At 56.6% G+C, this 20,570-nt stretch carries 11 protein-coding genes and 1 pseudogene; 7 read left to right on the top strand and 5 right to left on the bottom strand.

What is annotated here, in order from left to right; all coding sequences use genetic code 11:
* Positions 1-68: 68 nt before the first annotated feature.
* Positions 69-951, bottom strand: a pseudogene (locus tag QFZ34_RS06095) (NmrA family NAD(P)-binding protein).
* Between the two features lie 256 nt (positions 952-1,207).
* Between QFZ34_RS06095 and QFZ34_RS06100 the strand changes: the two are divergent.
* The 3 genes from QFZ34_RS06100 (at position 1,208) to QFZ34_RS06105 (ending at position 4,567) form a co-directional block, all read left to right on the top strand.
* Entirely contained in the window at positions 1,208-2,107 is a 900-nt protein-coding gene (locus QFZ34_RS06100; protein WP_307278207.1) for a LysR family transcriptional regulator, read from the top strand.
* A 1,061-nt stretch (positions 2,108-3,168) separates the two neighbouring features.
* Entirely contained in the window at positions 3,169-3,417 is a 249-nt protein-coding gene (locus QFZ34_RS23340) for a DUF982 domain-containing protein (RefSeq protein ID WP_370878701.1), read from the top strand.
* A 277-nt stretch (positions 3,418-3,694) separates the two neighbouring features.
* Positions 3,695-4,567: an AraC family transcriptional regulator gene (locus QFZ34_RS06105; protein ID WP_307278210.1), complete on the top strand. Its 873-nt coding sequence runs from the start codon at positions 3,695-3,697 to the stop codon at positions 4,565-4,567.
* 45 nt (positions 4,568-4,612) lie between these two features.
* Here the strand turns inward: QFZ34_RS06105 and QFZ34_RS06110 are convergent, their stop codons facing one another.
* The 4 genes from QFZ34_RS06110 to QFZ34_RS06125 all read right to left on the bottom strand — a co-directional run bounded on the left by QFZ34_RS06110 (position 4,613) and on the right by QFZ34_RS06125 (position 7,909).
* Entirely contained in the window at positions 4,613-5,242 is a 630-nt protein-coding gene (locus QFZ34_RS06110; protein WP_307278212.1) for a glutathione S-transferase family protein, read from the bottom strand.
* A 576-nt stretch (positions 5,243-5,818) separates the two neighbouring features.
* Positions 5,819-6,082 carry a hypothetical protein gene (locus QFZ34_RS06115; RefSeq protein WP_307278215.1) on the bottom strand — a complete coding sequence of 88 codons (264 nt, stop codon included), beginning with the start codon at positions 6,080-6,082 and terminating at the stop codon, positions 5,819-5,821.
* Positions 6,083-6,147: 65 nt separating this feature from the next.
* Positions 6,148-6,714, bottom strand: coding sequence for a GNAT family N-acetyltransferase (locus QFZ34_RS06120; protein WP_307278218.1), 567 nt, complete (start codon positions 6,712-6,714; stop codon positions 6,148-6,150).
* Positions 6,707-7,909 carry a metallophosphoesterase gene (locus tag QFZ34_RS06125; RefSeq protein WP_307278222.1) on the bottom strand — a complete coding sequence of 401 codons (1,203 nt, stop codon included), beginning with the start codon at positions 7,907-7,909 and terminating at the stop codon, positions 6,707-6,709. Before QFZ34_RS06125 ends, QFZ34_RS06120 begins: the two co-directional genes overlap by 8 nt.
* A gap of 585 nt (positions 7,910-8,494) precedes the next feature.
* Between QFZ34_RS06125 and QFZ34_RS06130 the strand changes: the two genes are divergently transcribed.
* The 4 genes from QFZ34_RS06130 to QFZ34_RS06145 all read left to right on the top strand — a co-directional run bounded on the left by QFZ34_RS06130 (position 8,495) and on the right by QFZ34_RS06145 (position 20,496).
* Positions 8,495-8,998 (top strand): DNA-binding transcriptional response regulator, encoded by a 504-nt coding sequence (locus QFZ34_RS06130; protein ID WP_307278225.1) that lies wholly within the window; start codon positions 8,495-8,497, stop codon positions 8,996-8,998.
* Between the two features lie 378 nt (positions 8,999-9,376).
* On the top strand, positions 9,377-10,288 hold the full coding sequence (locus QFZ34_RS06135) for a helix-turn-helix domain-containing protein (RefSeq protein WP_307278227.1): 912 nt from the start codon (positions 9,377-9,379) through the stop codon (positions 10,286-10,288).
* Positions 10,289-10,672: 384 nt separating this feature from the next.
* Positions 10,673-16,726: a CLIPPER-2 domain-containing protein gene (locus tag QFZ34_RS06140; RefSeq protein WP_307278230.1), complete on the top strand. Its 6,054-nt coding sequence runs from the start codon at positions 10,673-10,675 to the stop codon at positions 16,724-16,726.
* On the top strand, positions 16,723-20,496 hold the full coding sequence (locus QFZ34_RS06145; protein ID WP_307278231.1) for a TonB-dependent receptor: 3,774 nt from the start codon (positions 16,723-16,725) through the stop codon (positions 20,494-20,496). The genes QFZ34_RS06140 and QFZ34_RS06145 overlap by 4 nt, the downstream gene beginning before the upstream one ends.
* Positions 20,497-20,570: the final 74 nt, after the last annotated feature.

Consider the following 20,570-nt stretch of genomic DNA (forward strand, 5'->3'; position numbering starts at 1 on the left):
TTTCAAGCTGCGAGGGACGCGGCGCCGGCAGAAGCCGTCCGGGTCCGCTACCCGTTCTCGCGGCGCGCTCAGGCGGTCCCGCTCGCGGTCGCCTGTCGGACCAGCGCTTCGATTACCTGCTCAAGTGGCGTGGTTCCCCTCGTACGGTTTCCGCGGTCAGCCTTGAAGTCGATCCAGCCTTCGTTGAATCCGTCGAGCATACGCATGCGCGGCTGTGGGTTACGCGAACCCTGAGCACGGAACAGGCCCTCCCAGTTGGCCCGCGGGACGATCTCCACCCGCACCGGATGCCCGAGCACCGACGCGAAGGCATGGGCGAGATCGTTGGGCGAGACCCGAGCTGGGCCTTCCAGTTCCCACCACGCGCTTGCCGATCCATTGCTCGCGGATCAGCTCTGCGGCGACCCGGCCGATATCTTGCGTCGCCACCATGGCGAAGGTCTTGTCGGCAGGCTGGAGGAAGCTGTGCAGCACGCCTTCGTCGCGGGCTGAGGCCACGTCCCAGGCCGCATTTTCCATGAACCAGCCGGGTCGCAGGAAGGTGACAGGAAGATCGAGTTCGCCGAGGGCTTCTTCCAACAAAGTCCGCTGGCTCAACAGATTGTCCATTTCTGCATCGGCGCCGATGGTGGAGAGGCAGACAACCCTTTCCGGGCGGGCAGCAAGAAGAGCCGTCGTCAGAACTTCATTCTGCTTTGCCGCCTCCGGATAGCCAGGCGCCGGATCAAACTCCGACGGCGGCAGGATGAAGACGCCAGTGGCGCCCTTGAACGCGGCGGCAAGCTGCGTCGCGTCGCCCATGTCGGCAAAGGCGATGTCGCAACCGCGCTTGCGCCAGATTTCCGCTTTTGCGGGATCGCGCAGCACTGCACGGACCGATTCTCCGGCTTCGATGAGGGCTTTCGCCAGCGCACCGCCGACCTTGCCGGTAATTCCTGTAATCGCAAACATGATATGTCTCCTGGTGTTGGGGGCGGGAATGGATCAGACGAGGCCGTCGTAGAGGCCATGCTCAAATGTGCCGTAGAGCTCTGCAAGGCCAGAGACTTTCGCGGTTCCGCCATGCCGCTGGCGCCATCCGGGCGCTGCGGAAGTATCTACGGGGCGCAGAAAGATGATTCACGCGCATTAAAATCAAAGATAAGATGACTTCAAATCATCATGATAAGACGGTCGGCGAAGACCGGCCTAGCGACGGAGAGAAAGCATGAGTTTCGACACACGGCTGCTGACCGGGGTCGGCGTTTTCGGGGCGGTGACGGAAGCGGGCAATTTCGTGCGGGCCGCGGATGTTCTCGGCCTCACGCCATCGGGGGTCAGTCGTGCGGTAGCGCGGCTCGAACAACGCGTCGGCGTCAGATTGTTCGACCGCAATCCGCGTGAAGTTACGCTCACCGAAGAGGGTGCCCGCTTTCATGCAAGGATAATACCGTTGCTGGCCGGGCTGGAGGAGGCGGCCTCCGAAGCCGCCGGTTCGGCGGCATTCGTTGGCGGGCGACTAAGGGTTTCGATCGATCCCTGGTTCGCGCGCGTGGTGCTGGTGCCGAGGATCGGTGAATTTCTGGCGCGCTATCCCGCTCTGACGCTCGATCTGACCACCAGCAACTATCGCGAAGAGATGATGAGCGGCGCGGACGTCGCTGTGCGTTTCGGTCCGCCGGACGAATCGTCGCTGATCGCGCGCAAACTGCTGGACGTACCGGTGCTGACCTGTGCCGCCCCAGGCTATCTTGCCCGCCACGGAGTTCCAGCGACGCCCCACGATCTGATGCACCACGATTGCATCCTATTTCGCGACCCGCAGACCGGACGACCGTTCACCTGGGAATTCCAGGGGGACAACGGTGCCATCGAGATCAAGGCAGCGGGGCGGTTGGTAATGGACGATCCCTCCGCTGCCGTCGCGGCCTGTCTTGCGGGGCAAGGCATATTCCAGAGCTTTGCCATCGGTCTCGACGAGTGGCTTGAGAGCGGGGCCCTCACGACGATCCTGAGGGAATGGTCCGGCGAGCAATTTCCGCTCTACGCTTATCATCCGTCACGCCATATGCCGCCGGCCAAGGTGCGGGCATTTCTGGATTTTGTTCAACGAATTGCGGCGACGTAGCGCAGGGCATTGATCGACTTTATCCGGCGTTCGGCCACGACCTTTGGCATCAATCCTGCAAGCCAAAATGCAACGCGACAGCATGTCGGTGGTCGACAACGAACTCAAGGTCTAGGGTCCCCTGTGTCGGTTCGCATGAAACCGGGGCGAATTTAAATAATTGAGTCTGCGGAGTTCCTTAGCGAAACCTACCTAGACTTTTGATTCGCCTCATCATTTGACCGGCAGCTCTTTAGTGGATCGTAAATAACCTTCCTTGGGCTGGCTTGACTCTTTCGAAAGAGCGGAACAAAAGAGGAACGCAAGCAATTTTAGGGGACATGAAGTCCATGCAACGCGAGCCGGGAAAGGTCCGTGAACGATGTCGCGTGTCGAGCAATACTAGGCAAAATCTTACCCTCTCGGCGGTTCATTACAGTTCTTTCTTTAAAGGGTTTATCTTCCATGAGTCGGTGAACGACTCTTGTAGCGATCGGTTCCGGTGTGATTGACATGTGATAGGGTCTTAAAAGCCGTGGTGGAGGATTGGCGTGAGAAACTTTGTGTTGGTTTGTTTGATCATCTGTGTATCAGGCTGCACAACCGCTGTTCCGTCTACCACGACCGATCCCGCAAAAGTTCCTGCTGACTTCCTTCATCGACTTCGGCTTTTGGCACGATTATGGAAGGGTTATTCTCCAAGCGCTAACTGAGTTGCGGCTGTCAATTAGGCTGATGAGTCCCCATTGTCGTTTGAGGGAAAGCAATAATATCTCTCCAAAGACAGATGAATGCACCGCACTCACGGCAATGAACAGGTGAATCGGCGAACTCTTCGACAGGGACTTCCGTAAAGATGACGCTGCATTCATTGCAGATTATTGGTTTGACGAGCTTCTGCATATGCGGCTGACCAGAAAACAGATGCAGGAGCCAGATGTATTCGCACAGCAGCGGCGGCAGGTGTGTTGTTAAAGTGGAAGTAATTGTCCAGTTTACCATGCATTCAAATTGATTGCTACGACAGCGTACTGTGAAGTGTTTGGGCTGGAACTTTACCGTCAGTTCCAGCGTTTCGAACCATGGACACATATCTCTTCGATCCGATAATTGCACGCACAGTAAGAGGCCAATATCGAAAGATTGCCTCGGTGCAAGAAGCGTTAGACTTTCTGGAAAATAATTGGCCGGACGAAAGCGCTATACTGCGAGAGCAAGCCCGGTATGCTTGCACGAAGTGTATTGAATACGATCTTCCGACGAACAATGCCCGCACGAGTTTCATCTCGGCGATAACGAAATCTGGCATTTTGGTTACGGATTGGAATTAAACCGTTCCTTCGTCCTTATGTTCCCCGCAGTACCGGACAATTCCATATATACATTATCCCGACCGGGGGCGTGCTGGCCTCGCACTCGACCCATCGTCCAGCGGAGGGACTGCTTTCTGGTCGCCCTTGCGCTGCTCGCCTAGAGATGCTGCTGCGGGGCATGTGGTGGGCCTCTTGCGTCTCAGTTTCTGGTAGCAAAAGATGTCCCGGGTCGGGAGTTCAGCAGGATTTGTCGGTTCGACCCATGCCATAGTGTTCATGCACTGGAGTGAAGAACATGAGCACATCTAAAGCCCAACAACGATACGAAGCACGACTGAATCGGGTCATCGATTATCTTTACACTCACCTTGAAGAGGACATCCGTACTGAGGATCTTGCCGGGATCGCCTGCCTCTCAACTTACCACTGGCACAGGATATATGCCGCCATGCGCGGCGAGACCATCACAGCGACGATCCGGCGGCTCAGGCTTTCGCGGGCGGCTGAACGGCTCGCGAACTCGGACATGGCGCTTGAGATGATAGCCGAATGTGCCGGCTACAGTTCGGCGGATGCCTTTGGACGCGCCTTCAAAGATGCCTATGGGAAGAGTCCCGTCGACTATCGTCTGACCGGCAGCCACGTCGCATTCAAAGTCGCTGTGCTTTCCGAGGACAGCGCCGGGTTTCCTGTTTCCATAGAGACACTCCCTCCGGTCCGCTGTGCCAGTATCACCCATAGCGGCGCCTATATGCAGATCGATCACGCAATGGGGAAGTTGTTCGCTGCGCTTGGAGCGCAGGACCTTCTGGCGCCAGATCAGCGGATGCTGGCTATTTTTCACGACGATCCCGACCTCGTGCCAGTCAAGGACCTGCGGTCTCAAGCCTGCGCCCCGGTCGCCGATGGTGTCAAGCTTGCCCCACCAATCGAGGAAATGGTTGTGCGCGGCGGCCTTTATGCGCGGCTGCGCTATCAGGGCCCCTATGGCGATATGAAAGGTGCCTATCGCTGGTTGCTCGGTGTGTGGCTTCCGCAGTCCGGTCACGAGGCGGACGACGCTCCGATCTTCGAAGCCTACCTCAACAATCCGCAACAGGTCGCGCCCGCTGAACTTCTGACAGACATCTGTTTGCCGCTAAGGTGGATCGGCGGTTCTGACGGTTGAATAGAGGCGATCAACACTCCCACTTAGATCTCAAATGCCGGCCGGTTATAGAGAAGTTGGACCGGGGAGGATATCGTAAGGATGGCGCCAGCCCGGCAATTGTTTGAGCCGCGCCTTCCAGGCCTCAATGGCGGGGAACTCTGAAGATTCAATTCCGGTTGGTTCTGGCATGAATACATAGCCTGCCAGAGAGATGTCGGCGATCGTCGGACGGCTGCCCAGAATAAAATCCTTGCCGACAAGGTGCTTGTCGACAATGCGATAGGCGCCAACCGCTCGTTCCCTGAGGAAGGCCGTAACCGGGGTTTCTTCGGACTTCTTCACCCCGACCATAAACCGCAGGGTTGCATAGTAACTTGTGAACTTGTGATTGTCGAAAAGCATCCAGCGCCAGATTTCGCGCGCCTCGTCATCCGACGTTGGCCCGAATTGTCCGGTAGTCTTTGCCAGGTAGTCAAGGATCACCCCGGACTGGCTTAGCTTCAGGCCATTGTGCTCAAGAACCGGCGCTTCGCCTTGTTCATTGACTTCGCTACGGTATCGGTCGGTGTGTGTCTCTCCGCCCAGATAGTCAACAAACACGCTCTCCCAATCTGCACCCGCGAGCTGCAGAAACAAAGCGACTTTGTAACTGTTGCCCGATAGAGCAAAGCAATGGAGCCGGTAGTCAGACATGGCGTTCCCCCAATGGCGCGCGCCTGTGCGCGGTTCTGTGGTGCATCGCACGGTCCCGGCCGCAAATCCAGATGTCTCCGATCGAGGCTCGAAAATAAGTTGGTTTTCTGGTGCGTCGGCGCTTTGGCCAGCTTCCTAGGGGAGTGAACTATCCCATGCGATCGAAATAACAGGTCGGCGGTTCGAGCCTCATCTAGGCAAGCGATCGCTAAGGATCCGTCGGCTGTTAGCATCCGCAATACCAAAGTTTTTAAGCTTTGGGTCCGGACGCGAGGGTCTTTTCCACTTGGCCAGATGGTTCGTTCTTCCACATCAACATCGGCTGGCGTGATAACGATATGGTTCAATCAAGTTAAGACAAAAAAGAGCCGGACTAGAAAGCCCGGCTTTAATTGTGAAGGTTAAAACCTCCAGAGGGGAACAGCCGACGCGGAAAAATGGGAGGAGCCCGCGTCGACTGATTTTGATGTAGGAGGGCTGCATGAGGGTTTCAAGCCAGATTGCGCAAAACCTTTCTTTATTTTCAATGTCTGGGTGAACAGCTTGGGGCATTGCGTCGAGAAAGTTGCCAGCGAGCTATTGCAGTCCAACCAGCGCGATCGCTCGTTCGTGTCTGCCGAGGATTTCGGAGACGCTTCGAGATCCGGCTCGATGAAGCTCAAACGCCGTCCCGATCTCGGTTGGAAGGGCTTGATCAGCCTTGATCGTCTCCAACGTCACGGCTCCAAACTGTTCGAGCCGTTGAACGGCACCCTTTTCGACACGGTGCAGCGGGTCTGCTCCCATTCGGACATTTCGGTGACCGGAATTATAAGGGATGCAAATCAGCCCATGTTTCATGGAGTATCTTTCGCGAACTCCCAATTTTTCACCCTTAAGCTGCAGAGTTTTGGAGCGCTCGAAAATCAGCAATTGTCTAACATATTGCGGGTAACATCTTCCAGTTTCTGAGCGCTCGGCCACTGGTATCGCACATACACAACTTCGGGGTAGCGAGCCATTACGTTTCGCTTTTCGGCTATCATATGCCCGTTCAATTTCTCGTAGAAGTGGCGCGCTGGATAATTGGCAGCAAGAGTGAGCAGATGAATTGGCTCAATTCTCCTTTGCAACGAGAACTTTCCAATGCTCGCCGTCAGGAGGCTACAAGCCACCCCTTTTCCTCGATGCGCTGGATTAACGTACAGATTATGAAGGTATGTTCCGAACTCTTTTTCTTCATCGAGCAGGAAACACGAAAAGCCTGCCAAGCCATCGTTGGAAAATGCCAGTGTTAGACACAACCTCGCAGGATCGATGCCTTGCGAAAGACGCCGGTGCCAGAGGTTCGCTTTTTCATCAGGTAATATATCAGCCAAATATGTTTCCGGAAGCATACCCGCATAGGCTTGCTGGCTGACATGAATATGAAGTGCAGTTATCGCATTTTGATCGTCTGATGTGGCGTCTCTGATTGAGATTTCTCTACTCATTTACTTTACCTGTGCTAGTGGCAAAATTCTCAGAAGCAGAGACGACTTTACGCTTTTTGTGGCCTTCAATCGCGGCGAGGGCTGCTCCCGCAAGCACCAGGGGGAGAGCGGTCAGAAATGCTGATGAGATCGGCATGTCGAACAGAAGTAGATCTGCCAGAATTGGCCACAGGATTGCAAGATATTCGAACGGCGCAAGCAGCGATGCTTCGGCGTGGCGGAACGAAAGCGTCATCGCAATATGTGCGAAGCCTCCCAGCAAGCCAGCGAGAATGAGGATGGGAAAAGCATACGAGTCAGGCATAACCCAGCCAAATGGCACGCTCGCAATGCCGCCCATCATTGACCGCGTGCTGGTGCGCTTCTCAACGAGGGCAGTTTCTATGCCCCCAACAACGTCTCGCCATTCTACGGCTTTCGACACATCAATGGTCAGGCGTTCGAATTGTGCAATGCTCGTCAATCGCTCTTCGATGGAGATCGAGCGATCATCGCCGATCGTCACTAGGGAAACGGTCTTTTCGCCGGCCTCGTTGATGTCACGGCCCTGCGGCATACCCGGCATAATGACGGTCCGCTGTCCGGCGTGCTGCGAACGCTGATGGATGTGACCAAGCGCCCAATAATCGAAGCCTGAACTGTGCAGATCGGCAACGTTGCAGGGACCATAAGGGTCATGGCCGGAAGCACCGGCAAGACTGGTGTGCATGATCCCGATATTCACAGCGTCCGGGAGAGGCGGTTTATACTTTGGCAGTAGGCTGTCCGGAGCCTGCGGTTTGGCAAAGCTCAAGCCATGGATGGCAATATCGAAACCATTCTGCCGCAGCTCGAGGGCTTCGGCGCGGGCACCAAAGATTTTCACCGAGGGCGGCAGAACCAGTTCCTGCGTTATTTTCGACAGCGCGTCGTGATTGCCGCGGATCTTATAAACGCTAATGCCGGCCTCATGCAGTCGCTGCATTTGCGTTGCCAGGAACCGGGCGGTTTTCATGGAAGTCTGATCGCCGTCGTAAAGATCGCCCGCAATAATCAGTGCATTGACCTGCTCCTCCAGGCAAAGATCAATGATTGCGATCAAGGCCTGACGCGTGGCATCGCCGATCAGACTGGCAAGATCCGGATCACGCAGCGATAAGGAACGGAGCGGCGAGTCCAGATGAATGTCAGCAGTATGAATGAAGCGAAACGGCATGTAATCCTTTAGAGTCGAGGGAGAACCGAGCAGTGGTACTGTACACGTTCTAAAAAATGCGTCAGCGGCGCAGCGTCCATTCACGGACGTTTTCAGTGGATTGATGCCGATATGAGTTTGACCTGCGGCTATTGGATCCACCGTTGTCTGGTTCATGTTCTCAATAAAACACACGGCGCAATGAGCGCAATGGTCAAGTTTTTGCCCGTTGGGAGGGGGGCAAACCGATCAAGGCCCTAGTAGTTATTGAATGATCGAAATGGGGGCCGCTGGCGGACCGACAGCTGTTGGGTATTGGGCTAGTCAACGGCGAGGTTCGCTGGGAGATGTTTAATCGAATAGCTTGAACGACCGAAATGAAGGCGCGTTCCGGACGTGGCTGCACTGGCGTAGCGGACGGACATCCACGATACACGCCTTTAATTTGCCAGCATCGTCAGGCGAGATTAGTGTTCCGTATGCAGGATTGCATTTTAACGGCGGAGGACAATGCAACGAATTTAATTTGAAATTTTATCTATTTTGCCGCAATCATCTTATGGCCAGTTCAGCAACTGCACTGGCCAGTTCTTGTGGGGCACTCAAATGAGTTTATCAGACCCGACGCCAGCAAAGCCCATTGTGGTGCTCCTTGTGGAAGAAGAGTTAGTCCTGCGCTTTTTTATGGCTGAACTTCTGGAGGATGCCGGGTTTTCTGTCGTTGCAGCCTCCACGACGAAAGAGGCAACTTTGGCGCTAGCAACCCATCCTGAAATCAACGCCGCTATTGTCGAACTGACATGCGCCGGACCAACAGCCGATATGACTCTCGCAGAAGTGATAGCCCTGCAATTTCCCCGTATAGCGCTGTTTTTAACGACGGGCCCTGTTCCCGCTGCCATTGAACTGCCGCTACGTGCGACGGTGCTGTCGAAGCCCTACGATCCTCCAAGGATTAGAGCCCTTATCGAGCAGGCAGTGGAAAAGGCTTCAGTACATACAGAGCCTTTCATTCCAGCCAGATTGGAAGCCTCGGTCACGGCGCTTGAAAAGCCCCAATCACAACAGAAGTCTAGGCCGAGCGAAGATCCGCAAGGCGAAAGTGGTTGATCCTGATCGGGTCGTTTAGGCTCGCCCATTTAAGTTCCCCCAGGGCAAGTTATGAAAAATTTTAGTCTGGTGCATTGCGCCTACTTAAATATAAATATTTGATTCAAATAGAGTTTGACAGGTAGAGCGCAGGCTCGGGAAGAGTTTCATCCTTTTTGTCATCACTGAAGAAATATTAAAGCCATTTACATCTTTTGATTTATGTGATTTGCGTATTCTTACGACGGACACCGGCATGTGCCCAAGCCTTGCCGGTGCAGTTGATCTTAACCCCGCTGTTCGACGTCACTCACCGAGGAGTAGCGTAATCACCTGCACGCTTTGCGAGCAAGTGAAGAAGTATAACTGAACCTAAATTTTGACGCTTGGCTCTTGATCATGAACGGCCCGACACACCACTCGATAGTAGAAATTGATCTTGACAATGAAACGGGCCTTCTATCTTCCATACCGGAGGGAATCGGACGTCGTTTTGAAACGTCGGTCGGTGGTGTTGCCAGCGTAACGAGGCCGCCAGGTTCCATGGTGTTTCGCACCAATGCAGAGTTTGCAAGCGTGCTTCTTGCTCCTGTGCCCAATATGGAATCCGCCTTCGCCAGCGACAGAGTACAGGTGTTTGACGCTCCCGTCGGTACGCTGATCGTCAATCCTTCCAATGTTGACCGCGTCATCCGGTGGTCCGTTACCAAGCAAAATGCTGCCATTGCATTCAGCAAGAAAGCCTATACCGATCTGGCGACCGCCGAGCTTGATGGCGGAAACTGGGAGTTGCAGCCGCCCCGTTTTGGGCATGTCGACGTAAAAGCGCTGCGGATTGCCGCGGCAATGGCCGCAGAGATTTCAGACAGGGCGATGAATGCCCTCTATCTGGACTCATTGTTTACCATATTTGGCATCCACCTGATAAGGACGTATTCGCAACCGCGGGCCGCTGGGCCTGCAAAGCGAAAGCCACTTCCGAAAAATGTGGCAAAACAGGTGATCGAATACATGCATGCGCACTTGGCGGAAAGCGTGACGATCACCGATCTCACCCGGATATGCGGCCTGTCTCCGAGCTATTTTATTCGGGCCTTCACTTTGACCTTTGGCGTCGCACCCTATCAATATCTGACAATGATCCGGCTTGACCGGGCGGAACGGCTACTGATTGAAACTACGCTCACAATCGAAGATGTGGCATTACAGTGCGGCTTCTCCAGCCAAAGCCACCTCACCAACATGATGAAACGCTTTAAGCACGTGACGCCAGGTCAAATAATCAGGACGCGCCGTCCGGCGCAGCGATAGTAGAGCCGCGCTGAACCGCGGAGGTACTGTTGCACGGCTGCAACGTCATTAACCTACGCTTCACTTTTTATAAAGAATCGCAACCCTTTGTGCAGCATCGTACAAAAAGGGCAACATTGTGTAATCACTTTGGCAAAAATATGTGCTGAACATTAGCTCGATTGAGATGGATTTTGAGCCGAGTTGATTCGGAAATGCACATTTAAATGCGGCGCCCAACAAAATCAGCAGGTTACGGAATATCTATTTCAATCAGGGGCCTTGGGGACTCTTAACATTGCATGCTTGAGCTGATGCTTCGCGAGTGCGGAGCATCGTCGGAGAATTAAGGCGTTTCGAAGGCAGCGTTGCGACGCGCTTTCGGCGAACGGAGATACTGTGCCTATGAAAAAGGTCGCTGTTGGCGGTGATTCATCAAGTGTCATTGGTCGGAAAAGTCGAGCGCGGCTGAGGTGGTCATGTTTCGCCGCTGGAGTGCTTCCCTTTCTTTTCTCGCTTAGCTCCCTGACCCAAGGCGCTATGGCAGCACCCGGAACGCCAGGCGTGCCTCAAGCTGCTCCTGTAATCTACACCGATAATTTCCAGAATCGCCCGGGACCGACCCCAATCGTCAGACTGAACGGCTATACAAGCAGCGGCGGTCAGACCTATACGGCCAATCCCAATTGGCTGTCGATGTGCAATGGCTGGATCGCGTCAGCAAATCAGTCGACAACAGCAGCAGCTCAGGTGGCTGATTGCGGCAACAGTCAGGGTGTGTGGAACCAGACACAGCGCCTTTCGTGGGCGCTCGGCATGCATACCGGGCAGAGCCAGGCGGCGGCCCGAGGCAACTATGCCGTCTCGGCGTTCACATCCGGTAACCCCGGTGCGGGACTGGTGGAATTCCAGACAGCGACGAATATCCCATTTGTCACCAGCAACCGTTTCATTACGTTCGGTGTCGATGTGGCGGCCGTCAACTGCCAGGTATCTGCACCATTGCTGCAGTTTTCTCTGCTTAACGGCAGCGGCGGTGCTACGCCGGTCGGATCGCAAATCAACGCATGTACAAGCGCCACAACGCAGAACGTGCCGGCTCTGGGCGTTGCAGCCGCGGGCGATATCAATACAGGAACCTACACCTCCAACGGAGCTGTTCTGATCAGCGGCGACTCGTTCGGCGTAAGAATGGTCAACAACAATGGCAGCGGCACCGGCAACGACCATGCCTTTGACAATATTCGAGTGCTCGACGCCACGCCCCAGCTCGACAAGGCTTTCTCGCCAACAAATCTGGCCGTTGGCGAACGGTCAACCTTGACCCTTACCATCACCAACACGAGTGAACGGGGCGCCAAGAATGGCTGGTCGTTTACAGACAATCTTCCGGCTGGCCTGACCATCATAGCGCCGGCCGCAACTACGACCTGCCCCTCGGGTGTGGTCAACGCGCCGCTCAATGGCTCAACAGTTGCAGTCTCCGGCAATCTTTCTGCCGGCATGGCATCTTGCACCGTAACAGTGGCAGTGACGTCTGCGACGGCAGGTAGCTACACTAATGATGCATCAAATATCAGCGACGGTGTCGGCGTAAGCCCTCCCGGCAGCTCGACCGTGACATTCGGCGCAGCTTCCCTGACCATCGACAAGACCGGAACGCTCAATGATCTCAACGGCAACAGCCTGATCGATCTTGGCGAAAGCATCAGCTATTCCTTCCTCGTGACCAATACCGGCACCGTGATGTTGACCAATGTCACCGTGAATGATCCTCTCATTTCGACATTCGATCAGGGTCCACAGACGCTGGCGCCGGGCGCTACCTTTACCTTTACGAGCACATATACGCCGACCCAAGCGGATATCGATGCGGGGCAGGTGACAAATACAGCCACCGGCACCGGTACAACACCAGGCGGCGGCACTGTTGACAGCCCGCCCGACACGGTTGTTGTTCCGCCGGATCAGACACCCGGCATGACGATCGACAAGACGGGAACGCTCAATGATCTGGACGGTGACAATCTGCTCGATGCGGGCGAGACGATCAGCTATTCGTTCCTGGTGCGCAATACCGGCGCAATCACGCTGACCAACGTCACCGTGAATGACCCGCTGCTGACCAATGCCGGTATATCGGTTACGCCTGCGCCGCAGACGCTGGCGCCCGGTGGCAGTGTCACCTTCACGGCCGTCTATACGCCGAGCCAGGCTGAGATTGATGCTGGTTCAGTGTCGAATACGGCAACGCCCACGGGCACGCCTCCTTCGGGTCCTCCGGTTGAAGGCCCGCCCGACACGGTTGTCGTTCCTCCCGATCAGGCGCCTGGCATGACGATCGACAAGACCGGCACGCTCAATGATCTTGATGGCGACGGGTTGCTGGATGCGGGCGAGACGATCAGCTATTCCTTCCTTGTGCGCAACACGGGTGCGGTGACGCTGACTGATGTCACTGTCAACGATCCAAAGGTGGCTGTCATCGAGGCGCCGCAGACACTAGCTCCCGGCGCGACCTTCACCTTTACTGGCACTTATACGCCGTCACAGGCGGAAATCGATGCAGGCTCGGTCTCCAATACCGCCACCGGCACCGGTACTCCGCCCTCGGGTCCACCCGTTGAATCACCGCCCGATACGGTTGTGGTTCCGCCGGATCAGGCGAGAGGTATGACCATCGAAAAGACCGGCACGCTCAACGATCTTGACGGCGATGGCCTTCTCGATCCAGGCGAGACGATCAGCTATTCCTTCCTGGTGCGCAACACCGGTGCGGTAACGCTGACCGATGTCACCGTCAACGATCCAAAGGTGGCGGTGGTGGAAGGCCCGCAAACGCTTGCGCCGGGCGCCACCTTCACCTTTACCGGCACCTACACGCCAAGCCAAACAGAAATTGACGCGGGTTCCGTCACCAATACGGCCACCGGCACCGGTACGCCGCCTTCCGGTCCCCCCGTGGAATCGCCGCCTGATACCGTTGTCGTTCCTCCAGATCAAACGCCTGGCATGACGATCGACAAGACTGGTACGCTCAACGATCTTGACGGTGACAACCTCCTCGATCCGGGCGAGACGATCAGCTACGCGTTCCTGGTGCGCAACACCGGCAATGTGACACTGACCAATGTCACTGTGAATGATCCCAAGGTCGCGGTTGTCGAAGCGGCGCAGACGCTGGCACCAGGTGGCAGCTTTACCTTCCATGGTACCTATACGCCGAGCCAGACGGAAATCGATGCCGGTCAGGTGTCTAATACGGCGACGCCAACAGGCACGCCGCCATCTGGTCCGCCGGTGGAAGGTCCGCCCGATACAGTCATCGTGCCGCCGGATCAGGTTCCGGGTCTGACCATCGACAAGACCGGTACGCTCAACGATCTTGACGGCGACGGCCTTCTCGACCCGGGCGAGACGATCAACTATGCTTTCCTTGTCACCAACACTGGCAGCGTGACGCTGACGGGCGTGACGGTCAACGATCCGAAGGTTGCGGTTGTCGAGGCGCCGCAGACATTGGCACCGCGTGGCACCTTCACCTTCCACGGCACCTATACGCCGAGCCAGAGTGAAATCGATACCGGTCAGGTGACCAATACGGCCACAGGCACCGGGACGCCGCCATCCGGTCCTCCAACGGAAAGCCCGCCCGACACGGTTATCGTGCCACCGGATGTTGCATCAAGCATGACCATCCAGAAAACCGGTACGCTCAATGATCTTGACGGTGACAATTTGCTCGATCCGGGCGAGACGATCAGCTACGCATTTGTGGTGCGCAACACCGGCAATGTGACGTTGACGGGTGTCACGGTCAATGATCCGCTGCTGATCAATGCTGGCGTTGCCCTGGATCAGGGGCCTCAAACACTGGCTCCTGGTGGCAACTTCACCTTCACCGCGACCTATACGCCGACCCAAGGTGATATCGATGCAGGCTCCGTCTCCAACACGGCGACGCCGACCGGGACGCCGCCTTCAGGTCCTCCCGTGGAAGGTCCGCCCGATACGGTCATCGTTCCGCCGGATCAGGCATCGGGCATGACGATCGACAAGACGGGTACGCTCAATGATCTTGATGGCGATGGCCTTCTCGATCCAGGCGAGACTATCAGCTACGCGTTCCTGGTGACAAACACCGGCAATGTGACGCTGACGGGCGTGACAGTGAATGATCCGCTGCTGATCAATGCCGGCATCGCACTCGACCAGGCTCCGCAGTCCCTCGCTCCTGGCGCTTCGTTCACCTTCACTGCCACTTATACGCCGACGCAGGCACAGATCGACGCGGGACGTGTCTCCAACACGGCAACCCCGACAGGCACGCCGCCTTCGGGTCCCCCGGTTGAGGGTCCGCCCGATACGGTTGTTGTTCCGCCGGATCAGGCATCCGGCATGACCATCGACAAGACCGGTACGCTCAATGATCTTGACGGTGATGGTCTTATCGATGCCGGCGAGACGATCACCTATTCATTCGTGGTCCGCAATGTCGGTGCGGTTACGCTGACGGGTGTCACTGTCAATGATCCGATGCTGCAGAGCGCGGGTGTTGCTCTTGATCAGGGTCCCCAGACGCTGGCTCCCCGCGGCAGCTTCACCTTCACGGCGACCTATACGCCAACGCAGGCGCAGATTGACGCGGGCCGTGTGTCCAACACGGCAACGCCGACGGGTACGCCGCCTTCGGGGCCGCCGGTAGAGGGTCCGCCTGACACCGTTATTGTTCCGCCAGATCAGGCGTCAGGCATGACGATCGACAAGACCGGCACGCTCAATGACCAGAATGGCAATAATGTCATCGATCCGGGTGAAACGATCGATTACGCCTTTGTGGTGCGTAACACCGGTGCTGTGACGCTCACCAATGTCACTGTCAATGATCCGCTGTTGCAAAATGCCGGTATTGTGCTTGATCAGGCTCCGCAGACGCTGGCGCCGGGTGCAAGCTTCACCTTCACGGCAACCTATGCACCAACGCAGGCCGAGATCGAGGCTGGCAATGTCTCCAATACGGCCACCGGCACCGGCACGCCGCCATCCGGACCACCAGTGGAATCGCCGCCCGATACGGTTGTCGTGCCGCCTGTCGAGCTGTCACGTCTGACCATCGAAAAGACCGGCACGTTCAATGATGTCGACAGGAACAGCTATGCCAGCATCGGGGATACGGTAACCTATACGTTCACGGTGACGAATACCGGCGGGCAGGTCATTACCGGTGTAACACCGGTGGATGCGGGGCCGACCTTCAACGGCAAGCCGGCGACGGGAAGCCTGTCGCCATTTACGCCGGCAAGCGTGACCCTTGCCGCCAAGGCATCGCAGACGTTCACTGCGACCTATACGCTGACGCAGGAAGACATCGACAATGCTGCCGGAATTGCCGATGGCATCAAAAACGCCGCGACAGCTGAAGGTGTGACCGGCGGCAATCCTGTGCCGTCGAACACATCGTCCACCACCGTCACGATGCCGGCGGCCGAACCTTCCGACATCAGCATCATCAAACAGGCGGGATTGCGTCAGATCAAGCGGGGCCAGAAGGCTCCGTTCACGATCAAGGTGACCAACCACTCCAGCAGAAATGCCGGTGCGGTGTCTGTCACCGACATCATCCCGTCCGGCTTCCGCTTCGTCGAGGGCTCGGCAAGCGTTGATGGTGTGGCGGCAACGCCCAACATCAATGGCCAGCGTGTCCGCTTCGACAATGTCGTGCTTGGGCCGAATGCCGAAGTGATCATTCGCGTGCAGATGCTGGCTTTGAGTTCTGCAGGACCTGGCAAGCATACCAACAGGGCCACTGTGAATGGTCCTGACGGTGACGCTCTGGCGCCGGAGGCCCGGGCCGATGTCGAGATCATGATCGAACCGGTGTTCGATTGCGGTGACATTGTCGGCAAGGTGTTCGATGACGCTAATGAGAACGGCTATCAGGATGATGGCGAGCTCGGATTGCCGGGCGTGCGCATCGCGACCGTCCGCGGTTCGCTGATCACCACGGACAGGCATGGACGCTTCCATGTTGCCTGTGCGGATCTGCCGGATTCACGCATTGGCTCCAACTACATCATGAAGCTTGATCCGCGCACATTGCCGACCGGTTACCGCGTCACCACGGAAAACCCCCGGGTTATCCGTTTGACGGCCGGCAAGATGTCAACGCTCAACTTCGGCGCATCGATTGGCCGTGTCGTTCGCCTCGACCTTTCCGATGCTGCTTTCGAGCGGGGCACGGCAGTGCTGCGCAAGCAGTGGGACAAGGGTCTCGATCAACTGATCGAGACGCTCGCAGCCGAGCCGTCAACCTTGCGCATCGGCTATGGCGCAACGGCAGACAGTAAACTTGCCAAGGCACGGATCAAATCCATCGAGGAGGAAATCACGCAGCGATGGAAATCGGTCAAAGGCAGGTACGAACTCAACATTGAGACCCGCGTGGAGGCAGCCCAATGAACACCACCCTCATGAGCTCGAATGCACGCAAGTCCTTGTTCGCTCCTCGTGCCTATGGCAAGCGCAATTTGCTCCTCGCCGGCTGTGCGGCGCTCGCCCTCCATGCAATGGTACCCTCGGCCATTGCCCAGGAAAACTCGCCTCTGCGTGGCAAGGTGATCGACAACAGCCGCGTTGTGACCACACCGATCCCTGCCAATGTTGAGCAGGAACAGCCGGGCGATGGCGGAGAAATCCCGTTCTCGATCAGCGTCGATGGGGCACCCGTGGTTGAAAGCGGGTCGCCGAAACAGGGGCGGGTGACGGCAAAGAAGCCGGATTTGCAGCGCAAGGCCGATGTCGGCCTGAGCGCGGTTGATATCCAGGTCAAGTTTGATGGCCTCGACGCCCGCCCGATCCTCAACGTGTCGACGACACCGGTGCGCCGTGCCTATAATGTCGGCGAGCCGGTGACGTTTTTGGCAACAGCCAATTATCCGGCCTTCATCAAGCGCTCGGAAATCCGCATCTTCGAAAAGGATGAGCCACTGACCGGCGATCCGGTTGACGTCATACCCGTGAGCGTCAACAGCCAGGCCAGCTGGGTGATGCCCAAATCCGAGGACGACAAGACCCGGTTCAAATATATCCTGCGTGTCTATGACGGGGAAGGCCGTTACGACGAGACCCTGCCGCGCTCGATTGCGCGCACCGACCGGGAGCTGCCGAAGGAAGAGAGCAAGATCACCGATGCTCCTGCGCCCGGCATGGGCGAGGACAATACCGGTTCGCGCAACATCCAGGTGCATGGCGGCGCGGTGACAGTCTACGGGCGCAATGTGCCGGAAGGCTATCAGGTCCGCGCCCTGGATGATGTGGTGCCGCTTGACCGCAATCAGTCTTTCGTCATGCAGCGCATCCTGCCGCCCGGCGAACATGATGTCGACGTGGCGGTGCTTGGCTCGCTGAAGGGAAGCGCGCTCGATTTTAGCCGGCAGATCAATATTCCGCAAAATGAGTGGTTCTATGTCGGACTGGCCGATCTTACCGTCGGAAAGCGATCCGGCGATGCCAATATTGAAGCGGTCCGGCCTGGCGAATATGACAAGGTCTATACCAGGGGCCGCCTTGCCTTTTATGTCAAAGGCAAGATCAAGGGCAAATATCTCCTGACGGCTGCAGGCGATACCGGAGAGGACGATATTGATCATCTCTTCCGCGGTCTGGACGACAAGGATCCACGAAGCCTGCTGCGCCGGGTCGATCCCGACCAGTATTACCCGATCTATGGCGATGACTCGACTGCCTATGAGGATGCGCCGACCAATGGCAAATTCTATGTGCGGCTTGATCGCGGCGACAGCCATGTCATGTGGGGCAATTACAAGGCTGTGATCAAGGGTACCGAGTTCATGCGTTCCGAACGGGCGCTTTATGGTGCAAGCGCCGTTTATAATTCCGAAGAGACCACATCATTCGGCGAGCGCAAGAGTGAAGTGAACCTTTACGCGGCCCAGCCCGATACATTGCCGCAGCGCGATGAGTTCCTTGGTACGGGGGGCTCTGCCTATTTCCTCAAGCAACAGGACATCACCATCGGTTCGGAGACGGTGACGGTTGAATATCGCGATCAGGTGACCGGACAGGTGATAGAGCGCAAGACCCTCGTCTATGGCGAGGACTACACCTTCGATTATCTCCAGGGCATGCTCATCCTCAAGCGGCCGCTGTCTTCATCGACCGGCACCAGTTCTCCGGTGCGCGAAGGGGCGCTTGGTGGCAACAGGGCCTACCTGATCGCTCAATATGAATACAGTCCTGCCTTTGGCGAGGTTGATGGTTACGTCTATGGCGGGCGCGCACAACACTGGTTTGATGAAAAGGTTCGTATTGGTGTTACCGGCATGAACGAAACCACCGGCGTTGCCGACCAGCAGGCCTATGGCGCCGATATCAAGATCCGCCATTCAGAAAAAACCTATATCGAAGCCGAGATTGCCCATTCGAAAGGACCTGGCTTCGGCACTTCCCGCTCCACAGATGGCGGCCTGACCCTCAGCGATGTGGGGACGACCGGCACGCGCAATCATGCTGCAACAGCAGTGCGCGCACGTGGTCAGGTGGCACTTCAAGAGATCACCGGCAATGGCATGAAAGGCACGATCGGTGGCTATTACGAGGAAAAGGAGGCAGGCTTCTCGACCCTGTCGGACCAGATCTCGGTTGATCAGGTTATCTGGGGCGTCAATGCCGATGTCGACATCACCAAGGATGTCGATCTGAAGCTGACCTATGACGACTTCAAGGAGGGCCGTGATTATGACGACTTCTATGACCGGGACATTGGCGGCCGCACCAAGCGCAAGGGCGAGGCGGTTATCAGCAAGCAGCTCAACGAGTACTGGAAAGCGTCGTTCGGTGTTTCCTATACCGAACTGCGCTCTCCCATTGCACGGCTATCGGGCAAGAATGGCTATGATGGCGAACGGCTCGATGCTGGCGCTCGGCTCGAATATGCTCCCGATGCCGATCACAAATATTATGTGTTTGGCCAGGGTACACTCGATCGCTCGGGCGATGTGAGGCGCAATGACCGCATCGGTATCGGCTCGAAATATCAGCTGACCGAGAAGATCGCACTCGAAGGCGAAGTCTCCTACGGCAATACCGGCTGGGGCGCTCTTGGCGGCATCACCTACTCGCCAACGGCCGATGACAATTACTATGTCGGCTACCGGCTTGATCCGGACCGTGGTTTTGATCTTGACCGGGTCTACGATCTGGAGGGAACCGACAAGGGCACCTTCGTCATCGGCATGCGCCGCAAGCTTGACGATACGCTCTCCACCTATGCGGAAAACAATTATGACCTGTTCGGGCGCCGCAACTCTTTGACCAAGACCTATGGCGTCGTCTACACGCCCGACAAGAAGTGGACCATCGACGGCGGCTTTGAGGCCGGAACAATCGAGGACGATACGCTCGATCCAAATACCGGCCTTGAACGGTCCGACTTTGACCGCAAGGCGATCTCGATGACCGTGGGCTTCAAGGATGAGGAACGGGGGATCAATGCGCGTATCCGCGGTGAAGCCCGCTTTGAAGAGTCAGACGACGATAGCCGCAACCGCAACACCTATCTGTTTGCAACAGGCCTCAGCTGGAAGACCAGCGAGAACTGGCGGGTTCTGGCCAATGTTGATGCGGTTTTGTCCGACTCTGACAGCGAAGGGTCGTTCCGCGACGGTGATTATGTGGAAGCCTCCTTTGGCTATGCCTACCGGCCGGTTGACAATGACCGCCTCAATGCGCTGTTCAAATATAGCTGGGTCTATGATCTTCCCGGTGAAAACCAGGTCAGTGCAATCACCGGTGATGATTATGGCCCGGCGCAGCGCAGCCACATCATCTCGGCTGACTTCACCTATGATCTCGTTCCCTGGCTGTCGGTCGGCGCCAAATACGGCTTCCGCTATGGCGAAGTCAGGGAAAGGGTGCTCGATGGCGATCGCGGTTCCTTCTCCGGATGGGAAACCTCCACAGCCCATCTGGGAATCATCCGCACCGATCTGCATATCGTCAAGAACTGGGATGGTCTCCTGGAAGCTCGTGTCATGCATATGCCGGAAGCCAAAACCACAGATTATGGCGCGCTTGTCGCGCTCTATCGTCATGTCGGCGAGAACTTCAAAGTCGGTGCCGGCTACAATTTTGGATCATTCTCCGATGATCTGAGAGACCTTACCCTTGATGACGAAGGCGTGTTTTTGAATGTCATCGGAAAGTTCTGAACACAGGTAAATGAGAATCCTCCGCTTCAGATTGGAGCGGAGGTATAACCAACGGTGTCATTCGAGATTGCTCC

This window comes from Phyllobacterium ifriqiyense (assembly GCF_030817885.1).
Classification (GTDB): Bacteria; Pseudomonadota; Alphaproteobacteria; order Rhizobiales; family Rhizobiaceae; genus Phyllobacterium; species Phyllobacterium ifriqiyense.